This window comes from Pontibacter brevis (assembly GCF_054779655.1).
The window spans coordinates 69,483-87,928 of record NZ_BAAGXV010000027.1 but is presented as its reverse complement, the minus strand read 5'-3'; the positions used below and the strand labels follow the sequence as shown (position 1 = coordinate 87,928).

Genomic DNA, 18,446 nt, shown 5'->3' with positions numbered 1-18,446 from the left:
GACAGACCCATAACCCAATAAAACATAACTCTTATTTAGCCTTTGCTGTAAACTAAAAGCAAAAACTTTGCCTATGGTACATGCACCACATGCTCCTACTTTGATTTACGTAACCAACCCTATGTGCCCCTGGTGCTATGGTTTTACGCCTGTTGTGCGCCGGTTGCGTGCCCTCTGGCATGGCAGGTTAAATGTGCAGGTGCTGCTTGGTGACATGTATGCGCATGCAACTGAGCCGCTTCCGGTGGAAGAAAAAAGTAAACAAGCGGTGAGCTGGCACAGAATACAGGAACACACTTTTCAACCTTTCGATTACCGCTTTTTCAAACAGCGGGACTTTGTTTACAATACTGAGCCTGCCTGCCGTGCACTGTTATGTGTGCGCCTGCTTCGGCCAAAGCTCGTGCTGGAGGTGCTGCGGGCCTTTCATTCCGCCTTTTTTGTAGATGGCCTTGACCTGAAAGAAACAGCAGTGTTAGTGCGCCTCGTCAGTTTATTCGGAATCAGAGAGAACCTGTTCCTGGCCCTCTTCGAATCAGACGAAATTATGCAGCAAATGGAGGAGGAGTTCAGTTACGTGGATAGTATTGGGGCTGCTACTTTTCCGAGTGTGCTGGTGCAGACAGGCCGCGGAGTAGAAAAGCTTGTACATGGGTATGTGCCTTTAGACCAGTTAGAGCAGCGCCTGTTGCAGATACTGGAGCAGGTATAGCCGGTTCTTATAGCTTTTCTGTTACTAACCTGCTGTTCTGCAGCCTATAGCTGGTTTTGTCTCTGTGTAAGGTGTATTAATTTATATATTTTAATAAAAAAATATATGCAAATCTAAACTTAAAAGGCTGGTTTGGTGTATATATTAAAATATTAGTATATTTATGATGCTATCTCCTACCAGAGACAATACCTATATGAAAAGCAGAACGACAACCAACCAAGTAGACATGTATATTGAATCCCTTGCACCTGAAAAACAAGAGCTTGCAAAAGAAGTCCGACGCATTGTTGCCGCCTCTGTTGCACATCTGGAAGAGACGGTGCGGTGGGATTGTGCCTGCTATTTTTTCTATGGCCCAGTTTGTTATTTCGCCTCTTCGCGCAGCGGCATCCATTTCGGTTTTTTCCGCGGCAAAGAACTGTCTGATCCGAAGCGACGGCTTGTGAGCCGTAACGGGCAGTACCCACACATAAAAGTGCGCTCGCTGCAGGACATAGATGAAGACTACTTTGGAGACCTCATTCGGGAGGCGGTACACCTAAACCAGAACTAACCATACGCTTAGTTATTCTTTGTCTGTAAGCGACTCTTGTCAAAACTGCTTCTGTTGTCCCGCCTCGGTCAGCGAAAGCAGTTTTGCTTTATAGCAGGCTTGTTGTGGTTTGGTGCTGCGCTTATTTCTCCACGAGCCTGGTTCAGCTTCTGATATTTCGCGCGTTTCTCAGAGGTATTCCTGGTGGCTGCAATCCTCTGCTGTTTCCAGCTCCACCGTAACATGCTGTATATCTATGTCAGCCATAGCTTTCCTTACACTTTTCTTCAGCGCCTCTGCCTGTTGCATTTTCAAATTCGGAGCTATCACGGCATGTAGTGTCAGCACGTAATAGGTGCCACCCAATGTCCAGCTGTGCAGATCGTGTATGGCGTGTACAGGATAGCTAAGCCGAAGTTCAGGATAAAAGTGACTCTTATGTTATTGCGGGCATCGTGGCGATGCCCGGTATGGTGGCGATGTGCGTGTGCCACAGCATTAAAATGAAAACGGGGTTAGCTGGAACTTCATCGGCGCAGCTCAGGCTTCCTGCATTTGTTTTGATATTGTGTTGTAGCTTTGTGTACAGTGGTAATTTGAATTTACTTTCGTAACATAACATCCAGATGAACCCTGGTCAATTTACATGATGAGAATACTGCTGATAGAAGACGAGCCCAAAGTAGCTTCCTTTATAAAAAAGGGCCTCGAAGAACAGTCCTATGAGGTGGACCAGGCTTATGATGGCATTTTTGGGGTGAAGCTGGCGCTGCAGAATGAGTATGACCTGATAATACTGGACATCATCCTGCCTAATATGAGCGGGCTGGACGTGTGCCGCGAGATTCGCCGACATAACAGCAGCGTTTCTATCATGATGCTGACAGCACTGGGAAGCACTGATGACAAGATAGTGGGCCTTGATGCGGGGGCGGATGATTACCTGGCAAAGCCCTTTGAGTTTAAGGAGCTACTCGCGCGGATCAGGGCGCTTTCCCGCCGCAGTACCGAAATCGTAACCAGTGAAAAGCTGCACATAGCGGACCTGGAGCTGGATGTGAACAAAAAAACTGTGCACAGAGCTGGCAAGCCTGTAAGCCTGACTGCCCGTGAATTCGCACTACTGTACTACCTGCTGCGCAACAAAGGCAGGGTGGTGTCGCGGGTAGATATCACGGAGCAGGTATGGGAAACCTCTTTCGATACGGGCAGCAACGTGATAGACGTTTACATCAATTTTCTTCGTAAGAAAGTAGATAAGGGCCATTCCACAAAGCTCATACATACGCTTGTGGGTATGGGCTACGTGCTAAGGGAACAGGACGAAGCATGAGAATCAGAAATAAGCTTACCCTGCAGTTTGCCAGTATCACAGCCCTGATACTTCTCCTCTTTTCGCTGGTAGTCTACTATTTCACCTCGCTGTACCGGCAGGACGATTTCTATAACCGGATTGACCGGAGGGCCTCTATTGTGGCCAGCCACTTGCTGGAGGCCGATGAAGTAGACGACAGGCAGCGCAGGAGCAACCAGATAAGCTATTTCCAGGAACTGCCTTACGAAGCCATCCGAATATTTCAGGCCAACGGCGACCTTATTTTTGCCAAGGGAGAGGGGTGGCTTGGAGTGACTCCTGAGGTGCTGCAAGAGATTAAGGAGAAAAAGAGGCTGCAGTATGAACAGGATGCACGGCAGGTGGTAGGAATTTATTACCCCGACAACCAGGGCGACTTTATTGTGCTAGCCTCCTCTGTGGATGCCTATAGCCTGCGCAAACTGCAGCACCTGAAGGTCATCCTGATTGTGTGCTTCTTTGGGTCAATGGTGCTGGTGTTGGTGGCAGGATGGGCTTTCTCCAAACAGGCCATGCGGCCGATTATGAAAGTAGTGCGGGAGGTGGAGAGAGTGAGTATCAAAGACCTGCACATGCGCCTGACCAACGCTGACGGCAGAGACGAAGTATCGGAACTGGCGCAGACATTTAACAAGATGCTGGACCGCCTGGAGCTTGCCTTTGAGATGCAGCGTACCTTTGTTTCGAATGCCTCCCATGAACTGCGCACCCCCCTGACTGTGATGATAGGGGAGTTGGAGGTAGCCCTGATGAAGCCCAGGGAGCAGAAAGAGTATGAGCGGGTGCTACAGTCTGCTCTGGAGGACGCCCGCCTGCTGGCTGAACTGCTGAACGGACTGCTGCACATCGCCCAGGCAAGTATAGATACCTCTAAAATAGAGAAGACCCACCTCCGGTTTGATGAACTGGTCTGGATGGCCAGGGATCAGGCCCTGAAGCGACATGCTGATGCATCTATTGATATTGACTTTGCCAATTTTCCGGATGATGAGAACCGGCTCATTGTAAAAGGCAATGAGACCTTGCTGCTTATTGCCGTGCTGAACGTGCTGGAGAACGCTGTAAAGTTCTCTCCGTCTGGCAAAACGGCCACCGGGCGAATTATTGTACAGAAGCAGGAGGTATGGCTGGAGGTAAGGGACCGTGGTATCGGTATTTCCGCAGAAGACCTGAAGCATGTTTTTGTGCCTTTCTTCAGGGCTGAGAATGTTCGCAGCATAACAGGGCATGGCATCGGGCTGCCACTGGCAGAGCGGATCCTGAAGCTGCATGGCGGTTCAATAACGGTAAATTCCAAAATCAACGAAGGAACGGAGGTGGTTCTAAAGCTTCCGCAGGCCTATCTTTTTATTCCCTAAGTCTCATTTTAATCTAGTTTTAATCTCATTTTAATTCCATATTAATGTCTTGCTCGTACGTTCATACAATTATCAGATAGTGTGTAAGTTTCACAACCGTGCTGGTATAAAACTGTTTTTTGCATAAACTTTTTGAACTCAAAATGGAGAAAGACCACAATAGTTTAACCGCCAATTTAGGGAAAGATATACCAGCGGGCTTGGTTGTATTTCTTGTGGCACTCCCTCTTTGCCTTGGAATTGCCCTGGCGTCGGGAGCACCACTTTTCTCGGGGCTTATTACCGGTATAGTTGCAGGTGTGTTAGTATCCTGGCTGAGCGGCTCTAATTTGGCTGTTAGTGGCCCGGCTGCCGGCTTAACAGTTATTGTGCTGAACGGACTGGAAACACTTGGGTCCTTTGAGGCTTTTATTATGGCCGTGGTGCTGGCAGGTGTTTTACAGCTGGTCCTGGGTTTTATGAAAGCAGGTGTAATTGGCCTTTACTTTCCTTCTTCTGTAATAAAGGGTATGCTTGCCGCCATTGGCCTTATTCTTATCCTGAAGCAGATTCCGCACTTTATGGGTGCCGATGAAGACTTTTTTGGAGAAATGCAATTCTTTCAGCCGGATGGCCGCAATACCTTCTCTGAAATAGGCTACGCCTTCTCTTCTATACAGTTAGGTGCCCTGCTTGTGGGGGTTATCTCTCTAATTATATTAGTCGCATGGGATACAAATGCATTGAAGCGCTTTAAGTTCTTCAAATTTGTGCCAGGTGCCTTGGTGGTGGTGCTACTTTCTATTGCTCTCAATGCTTTGTTCATCAACTATTTCCCTTCGTTGGCTATTGCCGAGTCTCACCTCGTAAGCATCCCGAACATAGGAAGCTTCGCGGAGTTAGGTAATGTGCTGATGCTGCCTGACTTCGGGTCTCTTGCTGATATTGATTTGTATATAGTAGCCTTCACGATAGCCATTGTGGCAAGCCTCGAGACCCTGCTGAGTATAGAAGCAATAGATAAGCTGGACCCGCATAAGCGCCGAAGTGATCTGAATCGTGAATTGAAAGCCCAGGGAGTGGGTAACATTGTAGCGGGTATGTTAGGTGGCCTCCCGATGACTGCTGTAATTGTTCGGGGAACAGCCAACGTTACATCTGGTGCTCAGACACGCGTTTCTGCTTTTGTGCATGGTGTTTTACTCTTATCAGCAGTGTTTTTCCTGGCTGGTTTCCTGAATCGAATACCGCTCTCGGCCCTTGCTGCTGTGTTACTTGTTGTAGGTTACAAGCTGACGAAACCTGCCCTCTACAAGAATCAGTTCCGGCTGGGACATGAGCAGTTTGTGCCTTTTATTGTCACTATCATTGCCATCCTCTTCACTGACCTGTTGATAGGTATCTGTATAGGTTTGGCAGTAGGTGTCTTCTACATTCTGAAGGCAAACTACAACTCGCCTTATTTCTTCCACAAAGAGGAGTCGCCGAACCGTGACATCATTCGCATTAAGCTGAGTGAGCACGTTTCTTTCCTGAACAAAGCCAGCATTATCATGACCCTGGACCAAATGCCCCACAATAGTCATGTTATCATCGACGGAGAGAACACCGAGTATATAGACTATGACGTGTTGGAGGCAATTATGGAATTTAAGAAAACAGCCCATGAGCGTGACATCCTGGTTGAGGTGTACAACATCAAAGAGGTGAATATAATGGAGATGCACTAAGCTTCAGGCTTCCTGAACTTGTCCTTTGCAGCAGGCACCATGGTGGATGGTTCACGTTCAGGAGGCATCCTTTGTACCCTCCGTAAGCCAGTAATAGGTAAATGCATTCGTTTAAGCGTTACGAACACATCTATAGTGTGGAGGGGTTAAGAAGAATAAAGAAGTATAAGATTTATCTGAAACATAAGAGGCCCTTGCCAAAAGCAAGGGCCTCTTATGTTTCAGATAAATCTGGTGCAATACCTTAATGACCTAAAAAGTAGCTCAGCATCAGGTTGAAGCCTGAGTTTCTACGTTCTTTGCCAGCGAATGGTCCTTCATCATCAATGTTCTTTAAGCCACCGTTGTATCTCAGTTCCAGGCCAATCCCATTGTCTGCACGGTAGCCAATACCGGCTGCATAACCAAAGTCTATAGTATAAGGCTGATCCGTAATGTCTGTTTTAGAGGAAGTGGTGGTACTGCCGGAGGTGATCTCCCGCATATGATTTGCTTTTACGATAAAAGACGCCTGAGGTCCTAAGTCGAAAAACAGTCCCCCGGCTGAGACATGAAACAAGACAGGTACATCTACATAGTTCAGCCGGAACGACTCTTCTACCTCATTGTTGCCGGCGTTGGACAGGCGTTTAGCTCCCCTGGCTGTATACAGCGCCTCTACCTGAATGCCCATCAGGGTATTGAAATGCCGCTGCAGTACAAGGCCAGCCGTATACCCCACGCGGGAGTCGTAGTCCTGCGCATCATTGCCTTTAAAAGTTGTGTACGTTGCCCCTGCTTTTATGCCAAGGCTCTGGGCAAATCCTGTGGTCGTAGCCAGCGCCAGAACCAGAAGCAGCATCAGTTTCTTCATCATCTTTGTAATTTTTGTTTTCTTTTTAGGTTGATTNAGCATAACTTAGGAATGGCATAAAATTAAAAACCCCGCTGCTACTTGCAGCGGGGTTTTCTGTGGAGTTACATCCACTATCCTCAGGTAGTGCTACCGTTGGTAGCCGTAAGAATACGGCCGCCTGTTGGAGTTTCTACCACTCATAGTCTCTGCGCGAAGATGATCCGTAAGAGTAGGGAGGTCCGTTATAGGTGTTTCCTGTTGTTCTGCTCCCATACCTGTCGTTGTCCCGGCTACGGTCGCGGGCTTCATCCATTCTTCTTCTTCGTTCGGCTTCATCATCGCCAAACCATGACTTCACCTCGTCTCCGGCTCTATCAAAGAAACCACGGTCATCGTCATTGTTTCTGTTCCTGCCGTAGTCATTTCTGTCGTTATCGGAGCTATAGCGGTCTCTGTCATAGTTTGATGAATATCGGTCTCTGTCTCTGTCAGATGAACCGTAAGAGGTGCCATAGTTTGATGTGGTATAACCTGTGCCATAGGTCGCGTTACCATAGCCTGAGTTGCCACCCATTGATGAGCTGGAACCATATCCTGTAGCACCTGAGCCTAAAGAACCGGAACCATAGTTACTGCCAGAGTTAGAACCATAGTTGCTCAAAGAACCAAAACGGTTGTTACTAGACGAATCGTAGTCATTGTCTGAGCCATAGCGGCCTGAGTAGCTTGAGCCAGCATCGTACCCTCTGTCAGAGTTGTATCTGCCGGAGGAGCCGTAGCTTCTGTTTCTGTAGTTATCGTCGTCGTCGTCGCTGTTGGTCATTCTGTCCCAGGTGTTCTCCAGCTTATCAGTCCAGCTGTTGTTATCGCGGTTTCTGTCGTTGCCGTAGCGGTTAGATGAGCCGTAAGAACTGCTTGTTCCATAGCCTGTGTTATGCTGGTCTCTGTCATTGCCATAACGGTTGCTCATACCGCTGTAGTTATAGTTTGAGTCAGAGTTGCGGAACTCTCCTGAACGGTTAAAGTTCATGGAAGAACCGGCATAACCTGAGTTAGAGAAAGTATCAAAGCCTGAACCAAAGTCGCTGCTATCGCGGCTGGTGTTTGTGCGCGAGCTACCACGGTCCTGGTTAGTTATATCATAATCATCTGAGTAATAATTTCGTCTGGATCCCCTTGTCTGGGACCTGTCGTTACTGTTGTACGGGTTGTAGCCCGAATTTTCATAGCTTCTCATAGTTCAATAGTTTTTAGTTGAAAGAATCTCAAAAGTGTGGAATGGCGCCAATGACAACATTCTACTTATTTTTTTACGGTTATAAATACTTAAAGTTTATTCACTGTATGCACCTTAGAATCTAAAGCGGGAGCACGGTTTTTTCAAATCAGCGCTATTTATACCTAATTTTTTCTGTGCAATTTTAGCCTTTGTTAAGGGATACGTTTAGGAGCTGCGGAAAAGTAAATAATTGTACTTTAAATTATAATTTATATAACCGTTGTGGCGTTATAGTAGATATGGTCTGTATATATGCTTGATGTGTAATGTTGTAGGCGAGTTTTTAACACACTAACACATCTATATATTATATCTAGAATTGTAAATTTTTATGTTCTTGTTCTTTGACATTCAAACAATCTTTCTAAATTTGCATTATGCTTCCGGGAGGGACCCGCTGGAGGCTAGATAAAAGAAGTGCAAAATTAATGCTGTCGCCAAAGGCAGACTTACAACTTTTAGCCAATATTATGAAATTGAAAACAATGCTAGCCTCTATGGCAGCCGTATGTATGCTTACGGCATGTGAGGATTTGTTCGAGGACGGAAGCTTGCAGCCAGATGGATCTGTTCCAAGCTTAAAGGTCAACAGTCCCACTAAAAACCCTACTGTTACAGCCGAGCAAGGTTTACAGGTTTATGTAACGGTAGTAGATAAGGATAAAGTAAATAGCATCGACTTTCAGGTGCTAGGTGCTAATGGCGAAAAGCCACTGATTGATTTCAGCAAGCAACCTAACAAGACTGTAGTTGAGTTTGATACGCTGGTATCTCTGCGAGGTATAGTACCCGGTACGTATACTTTAAAGATCAGCGCCAAAGATATGCGTACAAACGTAAAAGCAGAGGAAGTTAACTTTACAGTAGAGTAAAGAACCCCTAAAGCTTTAGAAGCGGCAACCGTAGCATTACGGTTGCCGCTTTTTTTATGGCTGAGGCTTATACTTTTGTGCTGGTAATAGGAATGGCAGATGGAAGGGAGTGCAGGTTGCCCTAGAACTGGTAAACTACCTGCCACTGTTCGTTTAGCTTTAGGGCGGCATCAAATGAGTCACCGGTTTTCTCTGAAATAAATCCTTTGATTTTAGGTGTTTTACCTTTCAGAACGAGGGCGGCTATCTGTTTGTCCGTTAACTGTCTGCCGCCCATCTCGAAAGGAACCAGGAAACGGCAACCCTCCCGGAAACGGCTGCAGCCGTAGGCCGTTTTGCCCTTCAGTAGTTTGCCCTGCTTGCAGCGCGGGCACTGTTCGAAAGGATCCGCTGCAGGGGCCTTTTCCACTTTCTCCAGTACCAACTGGTTGGCGCTGCCTAATTTTACAACCGCATCAAAGTTTTCACCCTGTTCATCTTTGAAGCCTTTGATGACAGGCGTCTTGCCTTTGCTGAGCAAAGCCTGTACCTGCTTCTCAGTTAGCTCCTTTCCCTGCTGGTCGATCGGTATCAGAAAGCGACAGCCCTCCTTATAACGGATGCAGCCGTACGCCTTTGACCCCTTCAGTATATGTCCTTCTTTACAGGCAGGGCAGGGGCCCATGCCTGCGGTAGGAGCTGCAGGGGCTTTCGCTGCCTTTGGAGCAGGAGCTGATTTCTTTGTAGGCTGCTTACCCGGCTTAGATGATTCCTGCTGCTGCGGTTCCAGGGTAACAGTGGCGGCATGGTCGTACTTTACCTCCTGGACCAGGCTGATAACAAAGTCCTGCAGTTCCTGCAGGAAAGCCTCAGCCCTGAACTCTCCGCCCTCAATCTGGCGCAGCTTGCGCTCCCACTGCCCCGTCATCTCCGCCGATTTTAGGGTCTGGTTCCGGATAACGCCAATCAGGTCGATGCCCATCTGCGTGGGCACTATCTTCTTTTTCTCCTTGCGGATATACTGGCGCTTGTACAGCGTCTCGATGATGGCAGCCCGCGTGGAAGGGCGGCCGATACCGTTTTCCTTCAGGGCCTCCTTCAGTTCATCGTCTTCCACCTGGCGTCCGGCTGTTTCCATAGCGCGCAGCAGAGTCGCCTCTGTGTACTCCTTCGGTGGGTTGGTCATCTTCTTGTCCAGCAGCGGTTCGTGCGGTCCGTGCTCGCCCTTTTCGAAATTGGGCAGCACGCCGGTAGCTTCCTCTTCCTCCTTGTTTTCGCCTTCTTTGCCGGTCGGTGCGTCTGAAGACTTTATGTCATCGGCACCATACAGCACACGCCAGCCCGGTTCCAGGATCTGCTTGCCCCGCACCCGGAAGGCATAACCTGCCGATTCGGCCATCACGGTGGTGTTGCTCACAATACAGTCCGGGTAAAAAGCAGCGATGAAGCGGCGCGTGATGATGTCGTAAACATCTGCCTCACGTCCATACAGGCTGCCTGCCGCTGCCCCTGTAGGGATGATGGCGTGGTGGTCGGTTACTTTATTGTTGTTGAATACTTTCTTCGTTTTCCTGATTTTGCTTTGCAGCAGCGGTGCCACCTCCTGGCTATAGTTATTCAGGCCCTGCAGGATGCCCGGTATCTTCGGGTAAATATCGTCTGGCAGGAACGTCGTATCAACGCGTGGGTAGGAAACTACTTTTTTCTCATACAGGCTCTGCACTGTCTTCAGCGTCTCATCAGCCGAGAGGCTCAGCTTGTTGTTGCACTCAATCTGCAGCGAGGTCAGGTCAAACAGCTTGGGAGGCGACTCGGTACCTTTCTTAATCTCGACATCCGTTATCGTCAGTTCCTCCTGCCGTATGGCATCCATTATCTTCTGCGCCTCTTCCTCTTTCTGAAAGCGGCCGTTGGTGCTGGAAAAGGTGGTGTCGCGGTAAACGGTTTTCAGTTCCCAGTAAGGCTGCGGTACAAAATTGGCAATCTCGTGGTGGCGGTTCACCAGCATGGCCAGCGTAGGCGTCTGCACTCTGCCGATGGAGAGCGTCTGGCGGCTGCCGTTCGCATACTTCAGGGTGAAAAGGCGGGTGGCGTTCAGGCCCAGCAGCCAGTCGCCGATGGCGCGGCTCTTGCCAGCCTGGTACAGCGAGTCGAACTCAGAGCCCTCGCGCAGTTGCGCAAAGCCCTGCCGGATGGCGTCTTCGGTGAGCGACGAAATCCAGAGGCGCTTGAAGGGCTTACGGTAGTTTGCCTCCGTCAGCACCCAGCGCTGAATTACTTCTCCTTCCTGCCCGGCATCCCCGCAGTTAATCACCTCTTCGGCTTTCTCCAGTAATTTCTTTATGATGCTGAACTGCTTCTGCACACCGCTGTCTTTCATCAGCTTTATACCATAGCGTTCGGGCAGCATCGGCAAATCATACAGGCTCCAGCGCTTCCACTCCGGGCGGTAGTCGTCCGGCTCACGCAGCGTACAAAAGTGGCCAAAGGTCCAGGTCACCTGATAGCCGTTGCCTTCATAATAGCCGTCCTTCTTCGATTTGGCACCTATCACCATGGCTATCTCACGGGCTACACTCGGTTTCTCAGCAATACAAACTTTCAAGTAAATCAGAATTAATGGTTCCTACAGAAGTCAAATTTACGATTTTTGGGGCTTATAAACGAGGCGCAGCAGCTATTATCTGCGCGTCAGCTTAACTTTGCAGCTATAGCCCAATAACCCGGAACATGCAAACGTAGTAGGTGGTTAGAAGGTGCACGGGCCAGAGGAAAGGCTGTGCAGTCAGGGGGCAAGATTAAGTTAGCCGCTCTGTTGAATTTCATTTAAATATCATCCAGAAGAACCCATGCAACCTATAGGAAAAACAATTGTCTTACTCGGTGTGATACTGGTGGTGGTAGGGCTGGTAGTGTGGCTGGCAGGTGACAAGTTCGGGTGGTTTGGCCACTTGCCTGGCGACGTACGCGTAGAACGGAAGAATATGCGCTTCTATGCCCCCATCACCAGTATGATTCTGCTAAGCATCCTTTTCTCAGTTCTGATGTGGCTGTTCCGTAAATTCTTCTAGCCGTAGGTTTTTTATGCTGCAGGCATATTGCCTAAATTGCCACTGCCAAAGGAATACCAGAATCAGAGGAAAGCAAAGCTGCACAAAGATGTGATTATCATCCGGGCAGTGGTGCTTGCTTTCCTGTTGCTTTGGCTTTTCTTTTAAACCCAAGGCAATGTTTTTCATCCTTTCCAAGACCTTACATTTTTTTCTGATGCCCTTTATCTGGGTGCTGGTCCTTTTGCTGCTGGCTGTGTTTCTCAAATCAGTAAAGATAAGGCGCATCAGCCTGCTGGCAGCGCTCGCGATACTCCTTATCTTCTCTAACCCCTTCTTGGCAAACGAAGCCTGGCGGGCCTGGGAGGTAAAGGCCAAACCGGTAAATGAGCTGGAGCAGTTTGATGTGGCTGTTATCCTGACGGGGGTTACCGGTTACCGGGAGGATATTCCGGACAGAATCCACACCCATAAGGGGGCTGATCGCTTCCTGCACCCGCTGCAGCTGTACCGCATGGGCAAAATAGACAAGTTCCTGATTACGGGTGGTAGCGGGCACGTATTGGCCAATGCAGTGCCTGAGGCGGAGCAGGTAGAGAAGGTGCTGCTCATGGCCGGTGTGCCGGAAGAAGCCATCATAACTGAAGGAAACAGCCGCAACACCCATGAAAATGCTGTCAACACCGCCCGGCTTTTAGAGCAACACCCGGAGTGGCAGGACCTGCTGCTGGTGACTTCTGCCTTTCATATGCGCCGGTCAGCCGGGTGCTTTGAAAAAGCAGGTGTCAGCGCTACTCCCTTTAGCACCGATTTTTACGCCTCTGAGCGACGCTTTACACCGGATGAATTCATCATACCCAGTATCCATGCCTTCAGCAACTGGCACCTGCTCATACACGAAATATCAGGTTACATTGTCTACAAAATCATGGGTTATTGTTAAGTGTGGGTACTAAAGCAGCGTTGAAAACTGTAGCGACAATCACATTTGAGTAGCATTAAATTTTACTACGCTAGAGTAGGAATCTGGGTGCCTGCTGATTGAGATATGGCCCCGGAATCATTGGCTTTAGCCCGATGCTACAAAAAGCGGCTGTCTGTGTCTGAACACTAATTTTTAGACTTTTGTACACAGAGAATAGTACCAAAAACCTTTTGTGTCAGGAATAGTTTAAAGACTAGTTTTCCAAAATTTTTATTACATTCAAGCACCTGAATACCCCAGGCAGCGCCTTAATTTAAGACATTGCAGAACCAACCAACCAAAACTATTACGGAGGAGGAACTGGTAGCCCGACTCCGGTCGCAGGATGCATCGGCTGTGTCGTTGCTATATGACATGTATAGCCCCACGTTGTTTGGTGTAGTGTTGCAAATTATCAAAGAAGAAGAGACTGCTGAGGATGTGCTGCAGGAGGCTTTTGTTAAAATATGGAGCTCTTTTCAAAGTTATGATGCCTCGAAAGGCCGGTTGTTTACCTGGATGATAAACATCTGCAGAAATCTGGCTATCGATAAAATCCGCTCGAAACAATATCGCGTAAGTCAAAAAACAAACGAAATACCTGCTTCACCGCGAGCCATCCATGGTTCATCGGAATTTAAACCAGAGCATATCGGGCTACGTGAAGTAACCGAGAAGTTAAGCCCTGAGCAGAAGCAGATTATCGATTTGATGTACTTTGAGGGACTGACGCAGAGTGAGATTGCAGAGGAGTTTAGTATTCCGCTGGGCACCGTGAAGACAAGGGCTAGAAGTGCAATAAAAACTTTAGGAAAACTGTTTAAAGGACGTGAATAACGAAGAGGACTACATAGCGTCCGGAGTGCTGGAACTATATGCCGCAGGTGCACTGAGTGAGGAGGAAAGGCTGGAAGTAGAGGGCATGGCTGCCGGTTCGCCGGAAATACGCATTGCCTTAGAGGAAGCTTGTGCCGTAATGGAACAATACGCTACTCTGCATGCTGTAAAGCCGTCTGCTGCCCTGAAAGCAAGGGTTCTTGAACAGATAGTGGTGCAGGGACCTGTTTCCGCCTCAGAGGCGGAAGAGCAGACTGTCCGGCCGTTGTACCCTGTAGAAGACGAACACCGGGTGGGTTCTGCTTATAAATGGATGTTTGCGGCAAGTATCGCGCTGTTTCTTTTGTCCGGCTTTATGAGTATCCGCTTTTACCAGAACTGGCAGGAAGCAGAGGAAAAGCTGGCCGAAGCGCTGGTTTCCCAGCAAATGCTTGCACAGAACTACCAAACCACCTCAAACCGCTTAGAACAGCAGGAACAGATCCTGCGAGTGCTCCGGGACGAAAATTTTCAATCTGTAAGGCTACAGGGCGTGGAGGCTCACCCTGAGGCGAATGTGCTGGTGTACTGGAATCCGGAACAGCAGGAAGTGTTTGTGGATGCCGTACAACTGCCTGATCCGCCCGCCGGAAAGCAGTACCAGTTGTGGGCCTTGCTGGATGGCAAACCCATCGATGCGGGCTTGATCAACGTGGAGGGGAAACAGTACCCGATGCAGCAGATGAAGCCCATTGGTGCCGCTCAGGCTTTTGCTGTTACACTGGAGCCGGCCGGCGGTAGTGTGAACCCTAGCCTGGACCAACTCTATGTAATGGGAGAAACAGAATCATAATGGCGGGAGTACCTAATCCATAGGCCTGTGCAAGGTACTCCTTCATGCTGATAAGGAGAAAAGCCTGCTCTTCCGATAGGAGATGGAGCAGGCTTTATTCTTCTGGTATCTTTTATGGCAGGCGCCTGTATCTCTGATACAATGGCTGCCAGGCAGGGTAACATTGTTTAATTGTTTTTCCGGGAGAATATTCTGTACACCCGGGTGCATGTGAAGCCGTTATACTGCTTTTCCTCCTAATGAATCAGGTATTATGAGTATATTTAGAAATAGGTAAGCTTATATGAGAAAAGAACTTAAATGTACTGTAGCAGGTAAAAGAAAGTAATACAAAGTCTCTGTTGTTTCACGCTCCCCCCAATACCGCCATTCTCCTGTTTGCACATGCAGCAGAACACGAAGTAAAGTCAAAGATTTTTTCTTCCGGACACAGCGCGCATGTAAATCAGAAGGTTGCCTTGGCCCTGCTCAGGCACACACTCAGGACCATAAAAAAGTCGGGTATTCCTTTCCTTACTGTTTTTACAGAGCAGCAGAGCGGAAGCACGTTTGGGGAGCGTTTGGCAAATGCTTTCCGTGATGCCTTTCAGGCGGGCTATCAACGGGTGATTTGTGTGGGGAGCGACTGCCCCACTTTGACCGCGGCAGACTTGCTGCAGGCAAAACATGTTTTGCAGGAGCGATGCATCGTCGCAGGTCCTGCCGCTGACGGCGGCGCCTGGCTTACCGGGATGCATGCAGACAACTTTAACCCTGAGGCCTTTGCCTTGCTAAACTGGCAAACGGACCAGGTCATGCAGGAGCTAGCCTCATACGCCTTTCAGCAGGGGGTGCCGCTGCATGCTCTTGGGTTTCTGCAGGTAAAAGCAGACGTTGACTCAGGGGAAGACCTTAACCTTCTGCTGCAACAATTGCCAGTACTGAACAGGCTGAGAAAACAACTCCTTTCCATACTGTCAAAAGGAGCAGCACAGGCACGTGCTTTCCGGCGCCTGCTTATTCAGCCATTTGATAAACATCTTCAAGTCCTGCTGTTGCGCCCGCCTCCACTGCAACAGCTGTAACTTATTTGTATTCTAAAACATTGCAGCCCCTTACAGGTTGCTGTTGAAGCAATTCTGCCCCTGCACTATAGCTGCAGGAGGCGAATCCTATTCATTTTAATTTTCAGGAAGAAAATAAAAAACAGGGCAGGAGCAAAGTTCAGGCTGCTGTTCTGCTGTAACCATACATCATTCATAAAAGAAAAAATCATGGAAAAGACCTACTATAACCCGGCTGACCTCTCAAAATTTGGCAATATCTCTGAGCTTCAGCCAGAAATGGGCCGCAAGTTCTTTGACTACTATGGCGAGGTATTCAAAGAGGGCGCATTAACGGAACGCGAGAAAGCACTGATTGCCCTTGCTGTGTCGCATGCAGTGCAATGCCCGTATTGCATTGACGCCTACACCACCGGCTGCCTGGAAAAAGGAGCAGATGAAAACCAGATGATGGAAGCGGTGCATGTGGCAGCAGCCATCAAGGGTGGGGCAGCACTTGTGCATGGTGTGCAGATGATGAACAAGATCAAAGAACTGACAATGTAGCCTATGGAAACCTCTGTCAAATCATTAAAGGGCCGGCAGCATGAGCTGTCGGATTCTTCTTTTCAGCTGAATGTGCTCCAGGCGCCAACGCAACATGGTACCCGTTTTCCGGCTTTTGCAAAGCGCCTGCAGGAGCACGAGCTTTACCCGCTGAAGCCGACAGGCACCACCATCCTGCAGGTGAACATGGGCAAAATGTGTAACCAGACCTGCAAGCACTGCCATGTGGATGCCGGGCCGGACCGCAGGGAGAACATGACGCGTGAAACGATGCAGTTGTGCCTGGATGCGCTGAATCAATCGCCCCAAATAAGGACTGTAGACCTGACAGGTGGCGCGCCGGAGATGAACCCGGACTTCCGCTGGTTTGTGGAAGAACTATCGAAGTTGGGGCGGCAGGTGATAGTGCGCTGTAACCTCACCATCATCCTGGCAAATAAAAAGTACCACGACCTGCCGGAGTTCTTTCAGAAGCATGGGGTGCACGTGGTGTCCTCCCTGCCGTATTTCCAGGCTTCGCGCACGGATGCGCAACGGGGCGATGGTGTGTTTGATAAATCCATCAAAGCACTGCAGATGCTCAACGAGGTGGGATATGGGATGGAAGGCAGCAACCTGCTGCTGGACCTGGTCTACAATCCATCCGGGGCCTTTCTTCCAGGTGCGCAGGCCTCGCTGGAGGCAGAGTTTAAGCGCAGGCTGCGTAGTGGTTACAACATTCAGTTCAACAACCTTTTCTGCATCACGAACCTGCCGGTCAGCCGCTTCCTGGATTACCTCGTACAGAGCGGTAACTACGATGGCTATATGGAGAAACTGGTGAATGCTTTTAACCCTGTGGCTGCAGCAGGGGTAATGTGCCGCAATACCATTTCCGTTGGCTGGGACGGCTATCTCTACGATTGTGACTTTAACCAAATGCTGGAGCTGCAGGTGGCGAAGAATTCCCCCCGGCACATCCGCGATTTTGATACCGCAAGCCTGGACCAGCGCAGCATTGTGCTAAATCAGCACTGCTATGGCTGCACAGCCGGGGCCGGCTCAAGCTGTGGTGGCGAAACGGTGAAGTGAGTGGTTATTAGTTATCAGAAGTTTGTTGTTGGCGTTTTGAATACATATGGATGATAAAAAGCTGTTGATGCTCTTTGTGCGCAACCCTGAACTGGGCAAGGTGAAAACTCGCCTGGCGGCAGCCGTAGGAGAGGAAAAGGCGTTAGATATATACCTGCAACTGCTCCGGCATACCTGCCAGGTTACGAAAGGATTGCCCGTACAGAAGCTGGTGTATTACTCCAATGCTGTGGACACAAACGACCTGTGGCCAAACGAGCATTACCAAAAGCAGGTGCAACCGCAGGGCGATTTAGGAGAGAAGATGGAGGGTGCTTTTGCTGCTGCCTTTGCCGAGGGCTATACCGCTGTTGTGATAATTGGCAGTGACTGCCTGCAGTTGACGGCAGACATTGTTTTGCAGGCTTATCGGCAACTGGAACAGCATGATGTGGTTATAGGGCCGGCGCTGGATGGCGGGTATTACCTGCTGGGCATGAACCGGCTGTACCCAGAGCTGTTCCGGAACAAGCGCTGGAGCACCAGGCATGTCTTTCCGGACACACTTCAGGACGTGGAGCGACTGCAGCTATCGCACGCGTTGCTTCCCTCTCTTTCAGATGTCGATTACGTGGAAGACCTGGATGCCCGCTTCCTGTCCTGATACGAGAGGGTGTAAAGTTGCTTCAGCTTTACTTATCAGGAGTACAAAGAACATCAAGAAATATGATAAACTTGTCTTGCCACGGATAAGCTAACTGCTTTGAAAGGAGCAAAACTAACCAGCATAAAAGAAGTATAAACAGTCCATGTCAACCATCATACAGAAGTCCACGCTTGAATTTTTGGCCGAATTGGCAGAGCATAATACCCGGGAGTGGTTTGCAGAGCATAAAAGCCGCTACGACGCCTCACGTAAAAACTACATCAGCTTTTTAGATGATCTCCTGCAGGAGATGCAACAGTTTGAGCCGGCAGCGCGCGGGCAAAGAGGCAAGGATCTGGTATTTCGAATTTACCGTGATATACGTTTCTCAAAAGACAAAAGACCTTTCAAAGACCATTTCGGGGCCTACGTGGCCGAGGGTGGTAGAAAGTCAACTTTACCGGGCTATTACCTGCACCTGGCCGGCAACAACAACTCCTTTGTTGCCGGGGGACTGTGGATGCCGCCTTCCGATCAGCTAAAGGCAGTACGCCAGGAGATAGATTACAACCTGGATGCTTTCAAAGAAATTGTGGAGGCTGCAGACTTCAAAAAGCGCTTTGGTGATTTGCAGGGGGAACAACTCAAAACCACACCAAAAGGCTATGATAAAGAGAACCCGGCTATCCACTACCTGCGCCATAAGAGCTGGAATGCTGTGATGCCTTTAGCAGACGAGACAGTGCTGCAGGATAACTTTGTTCAGGTGGTGCTGGATGCTTTTCAGGCCCTGAAACCGTTTAACGATTTCCTGATGCAGCCGCTGCAGGATGTGGAGGACTAAG

General features: G+C 49.0%; 19 protein-coding genes. 15 read left to right on the top strand and 4 right to left on the bottom strand.

All coding sequences use genetic code 11. From position 1 onward, the window contains the following. Window positions 1-73 precede the first annotated feature (73 nt). Window positions 74-712, top strand: coding sequence for a DsbA family protein (locus ACYVB1_RS08225; protein WP_460922627.1), 639 nt, complete (start codon window positions 74-76; stop codon window positions 710-712). 196 nt (window positions 713-908) lie between these two features. Beyond that, a complete protein-coding gene (locus ACYVB1_RS08220) occupies window positions 909-1,268 on the top strand; it encodes a DUF1801 domain-containing protein (RefSeq protein WP_460922624.1) in 360 nt (119 codons plus the stop codon). A gap of 168 nt (window positions 1,269-1,436) precedes the next feature. Here the strand turns inward: ACYVB1_RS08220 and ACYVB1_RS08215 are convergent, their stop codons facing one another. Further along, window positions 1,437-1,637 (bottom strand): cation transporter dimerization domain-containing protein, encoded by a 201-nt coding sequence (locus ACYVB1_RS08215; RefSeq protein ID WP_460922752.1) that lies wholly within the window; start codon window positions 1,635-1,637, stop codon window positions 1,437-1,439. A 259-nt stretch (window positions 1,638-1,896) separates the two neighbouring features. Between ACYVB1_RS08215 and ACYVB1_RS08210 the strand changes: the two genes are divergently transcribed. From ACYVB1_RS08210 to ACYVB1_RS08200, 3 genes are all read left to right on the top strand, one after another. Beyond that, window positions 1,897-2,580, top strand: a complete 684-nt coding sequence (locus ACYVB1_RS08210; RefSeq protein ID WP_460922749.1) for a response regulator transcription factor — start codon at window positions 1,897-1,899, stop codon at window positions 2,578-2,580. Further along, window positions 2,577-3,959 (top strand): sensor histidine kinase, encoded by a 1,383-nt coding sequence (locus ACYVB1_RS08205; protein WP_460922621.1) that lies wholly within the window; start codon window positions 2,577-2,579, stop codon window positions 3,957-3,959. The genes ACYVB1_RS08210 and ACYVB1_RS08205 overlap by 4 nt, the downstream gene beginning before the upstream one ends. Before the next feature lie 143 nt (window positions 3,960-4,102). Next, on the top strand, window positions 4,103-5,668 hold the full coding sequence (locus ACYVB1_RS08200; RefSeq protein WP_460922618.1) for a SulP family inorganic anion transporter: 1,566 nt from the start codon (window positions 4,103-4,105) through the stop codon (window positions 5,666-5,668). A gap of 244 nt (window positions 5,669-5,912) precedes the next feature. Here the strand turns inward: ACYVB1_RS08200 and ACYVB1_RS08195 are convergent, their stop codons facing one another. Both ACYVB1_RS08195 and ACYVB1_RS08190 read right to left on the bottom strand, forming a co-directional pair. Then, the gene (locus ACYVB1_RS08195) at window positions 5,913-6,524 is read right to left on the bottom strand and encodes a porin family protein (protein WP_460922614.1); all 612 of its coding nucleotides are present in this window, start codon (window positions 6,522-6,524) and stop codon (window positions 5,913-5,915) included. A gap of 169 nt (window positions 6,525-6,693) precedes the next feature. Further along, a complete protein-coding gene (locus ACYVB1_RS08190) occupies window positions 6,694-7,740 on the bottom strand; it encodes an SWFGD domain-containing protein (RefSeq protein ID WP_460922612.1) in 1,047 nt (348 codons plus the stop codon). A 512-nt stretch (window positions 7,741-8,252) separates the two neighbouring features. On the opposite strand from ACYVB1_RS08190, the gene ACYVB1_RS08185 reads away from it, so the two are divergent. Then, window positions 8,253-8,654: a hypothetical protein gene (locus ACYVB1_RS08185; RefSeq protein ID WP_460922609.1), complete on the top strand. Its 402-nt coding sequence runs from the start codon at window positions 8,253-8,255 to the stop codon at window positions 8,652-8,654. Window positions 8,655-8,775: 121 nt separating this feature from the next. Here ACYVB1_RS08185 and ACYVB1_RS08180 read toward each other — a convergent pair whose 3' ends face one another. Further along, window positions 8,776-11,238: a type IA DNA topoisomerase gene (locus tag ACYVB1_RS08180; protein WP_460922606.1), complete on the bottom strand. Its 2,463-nt coding sequence runs from the start codon at window positions 11,236-11,238 to the stop codon at window positions 8,776-8,778. A gap of 244 nt (window positions 11,239-11,482) precedes the next feature. Between ACYVB1_RS08180 and ACYVB1_RS08175 the strand changes: the two genes are divergently transcribed. From ACYVB1_RS08175 to ACYVB1_RS08135, 9 genes are all read left to right on the top strand, one after another. Then, on the top strand, window positions 11,483-11,704 hold the full coding sequence (locus tag ACYVB1_RS08175) for a DUF2905 domain-containing protein (RefSeq protein WP_460922603.1): 222 nt from the start codon (window positions 11,483-11,485) through the stop codon (window positions 11,702-11,704). A gap of 157 nt (window positions 11,705-11,861) precedes the next feature. Then, window positions 11,862-12,626: a YdcF family protein gene (locus tag ACYVB1_RS08170; RefSeq protein ID WP_460922600.1), complete on the top strand. Its 765-nt coding sequence runs from the start codon at window positions 11,862-11,864 to the stop codon at window positions 12,624-12,626. 303 nt (window positions 12,627-12,929) lie between these two features. Next, on the top strand, window positions 12,930-13,484 hold the full coding sequence (locus tag ACYVB1_RS08165) for an RNA polymerase sigma factor (RefSeq protein WP_460922597.1): 555 nt from the start codon (window positions 12,930-12,932) through the stop codon (window positions 13,482-13,484). Further along, window positions 13,477-14,316 (top strand): anti-sigma factor, encoded by an 840-nt coding sequence (locus ACYVB1_RS08160; protein ID WP_460922594.1) that lies wholly within the window; start codon window positions 13,477-13,479, stop codon window positions 14,314-14,316. Before ACYVB1_RS08165 ends, ACYVB1_RS08160 begins: the two co-directional genes overlap by 8 nt. 341 nt (window positions 14,317-14,657) lie before the next feature. Next, window positions 14,658-15,380 carry a TIGR04282 family arsenosugar biosynthesis glycosyltransferase gene (locus ACYVB1_RS08155; RefSeq protein WP_460922591.1) on the top strand — a complete coding sequence of 241 codons (723 nt, stop codon included), beginning with the start codon at window positions 14,658-14,660 and terminating at the stop codon, window positions 15,378-15,380. A 189-nt stretch (window positions 15,381-15,569) separates the two neighbouring features. Then, the gene (locus ACYVB1_RS08150) at window positions 15,570-15,905 is read left to right on the top strand and encodes an arsenosugar biosynthesis-associated peroxidase-like protein (RefSeq protein ID WP_460922588.1); all 336 of its coding nucleotides are present in this window, start codon (window positions 15,570-15,572) and stop codon (window positions 15,903-15,905) included. Between the two features lie 3 nt (window positions 15,906-15,908). Next, window positions 15,909-16,976 carry an arsenosugar biosynthesis radical SAM (seleno)protein ArsS gene (gene arsS, locus ACYVB1_RS08145; protein WP_460922585.1) on the top strand — a complete coding sequence of 356 codons (1,068 nt, stop codon included), beginning with the start codon at window positions 15,909-15,911 and terminating at the stop codon, window positions 16,974-16,976. 46 nt (window positions 16,977-17,022) lie between these two features. Beyond that, window positions 17,023-17,619, top strand: a complete 597-nt coding sequence (locus tag ACYVB1_RS08140) for a TIGR04282 family arsenosugar biosynthesis glycosyltransferase (RefSeq protein ID WP_460922581.1) — start codon at window positions 17,023-17,025, stop codon at window positions 17,617-17,619. Window positions 17,620-17,764: 145 nt separating this feature from the next. Beyond that, the gene (locus tag ACYVB1_RS08135; protein WP_460922578.1) at window positions 17,765-18,445 is read left to right on the top strand and encodes a DUF2461 domain-containing protein; all 681 of its coding nucleotides are present in this window, start codon (window positions 17,765-17,767) and stop codon (window positions 18,443-18,445) included. Window position 18,446: the final 1 nt, after the last annotated feature.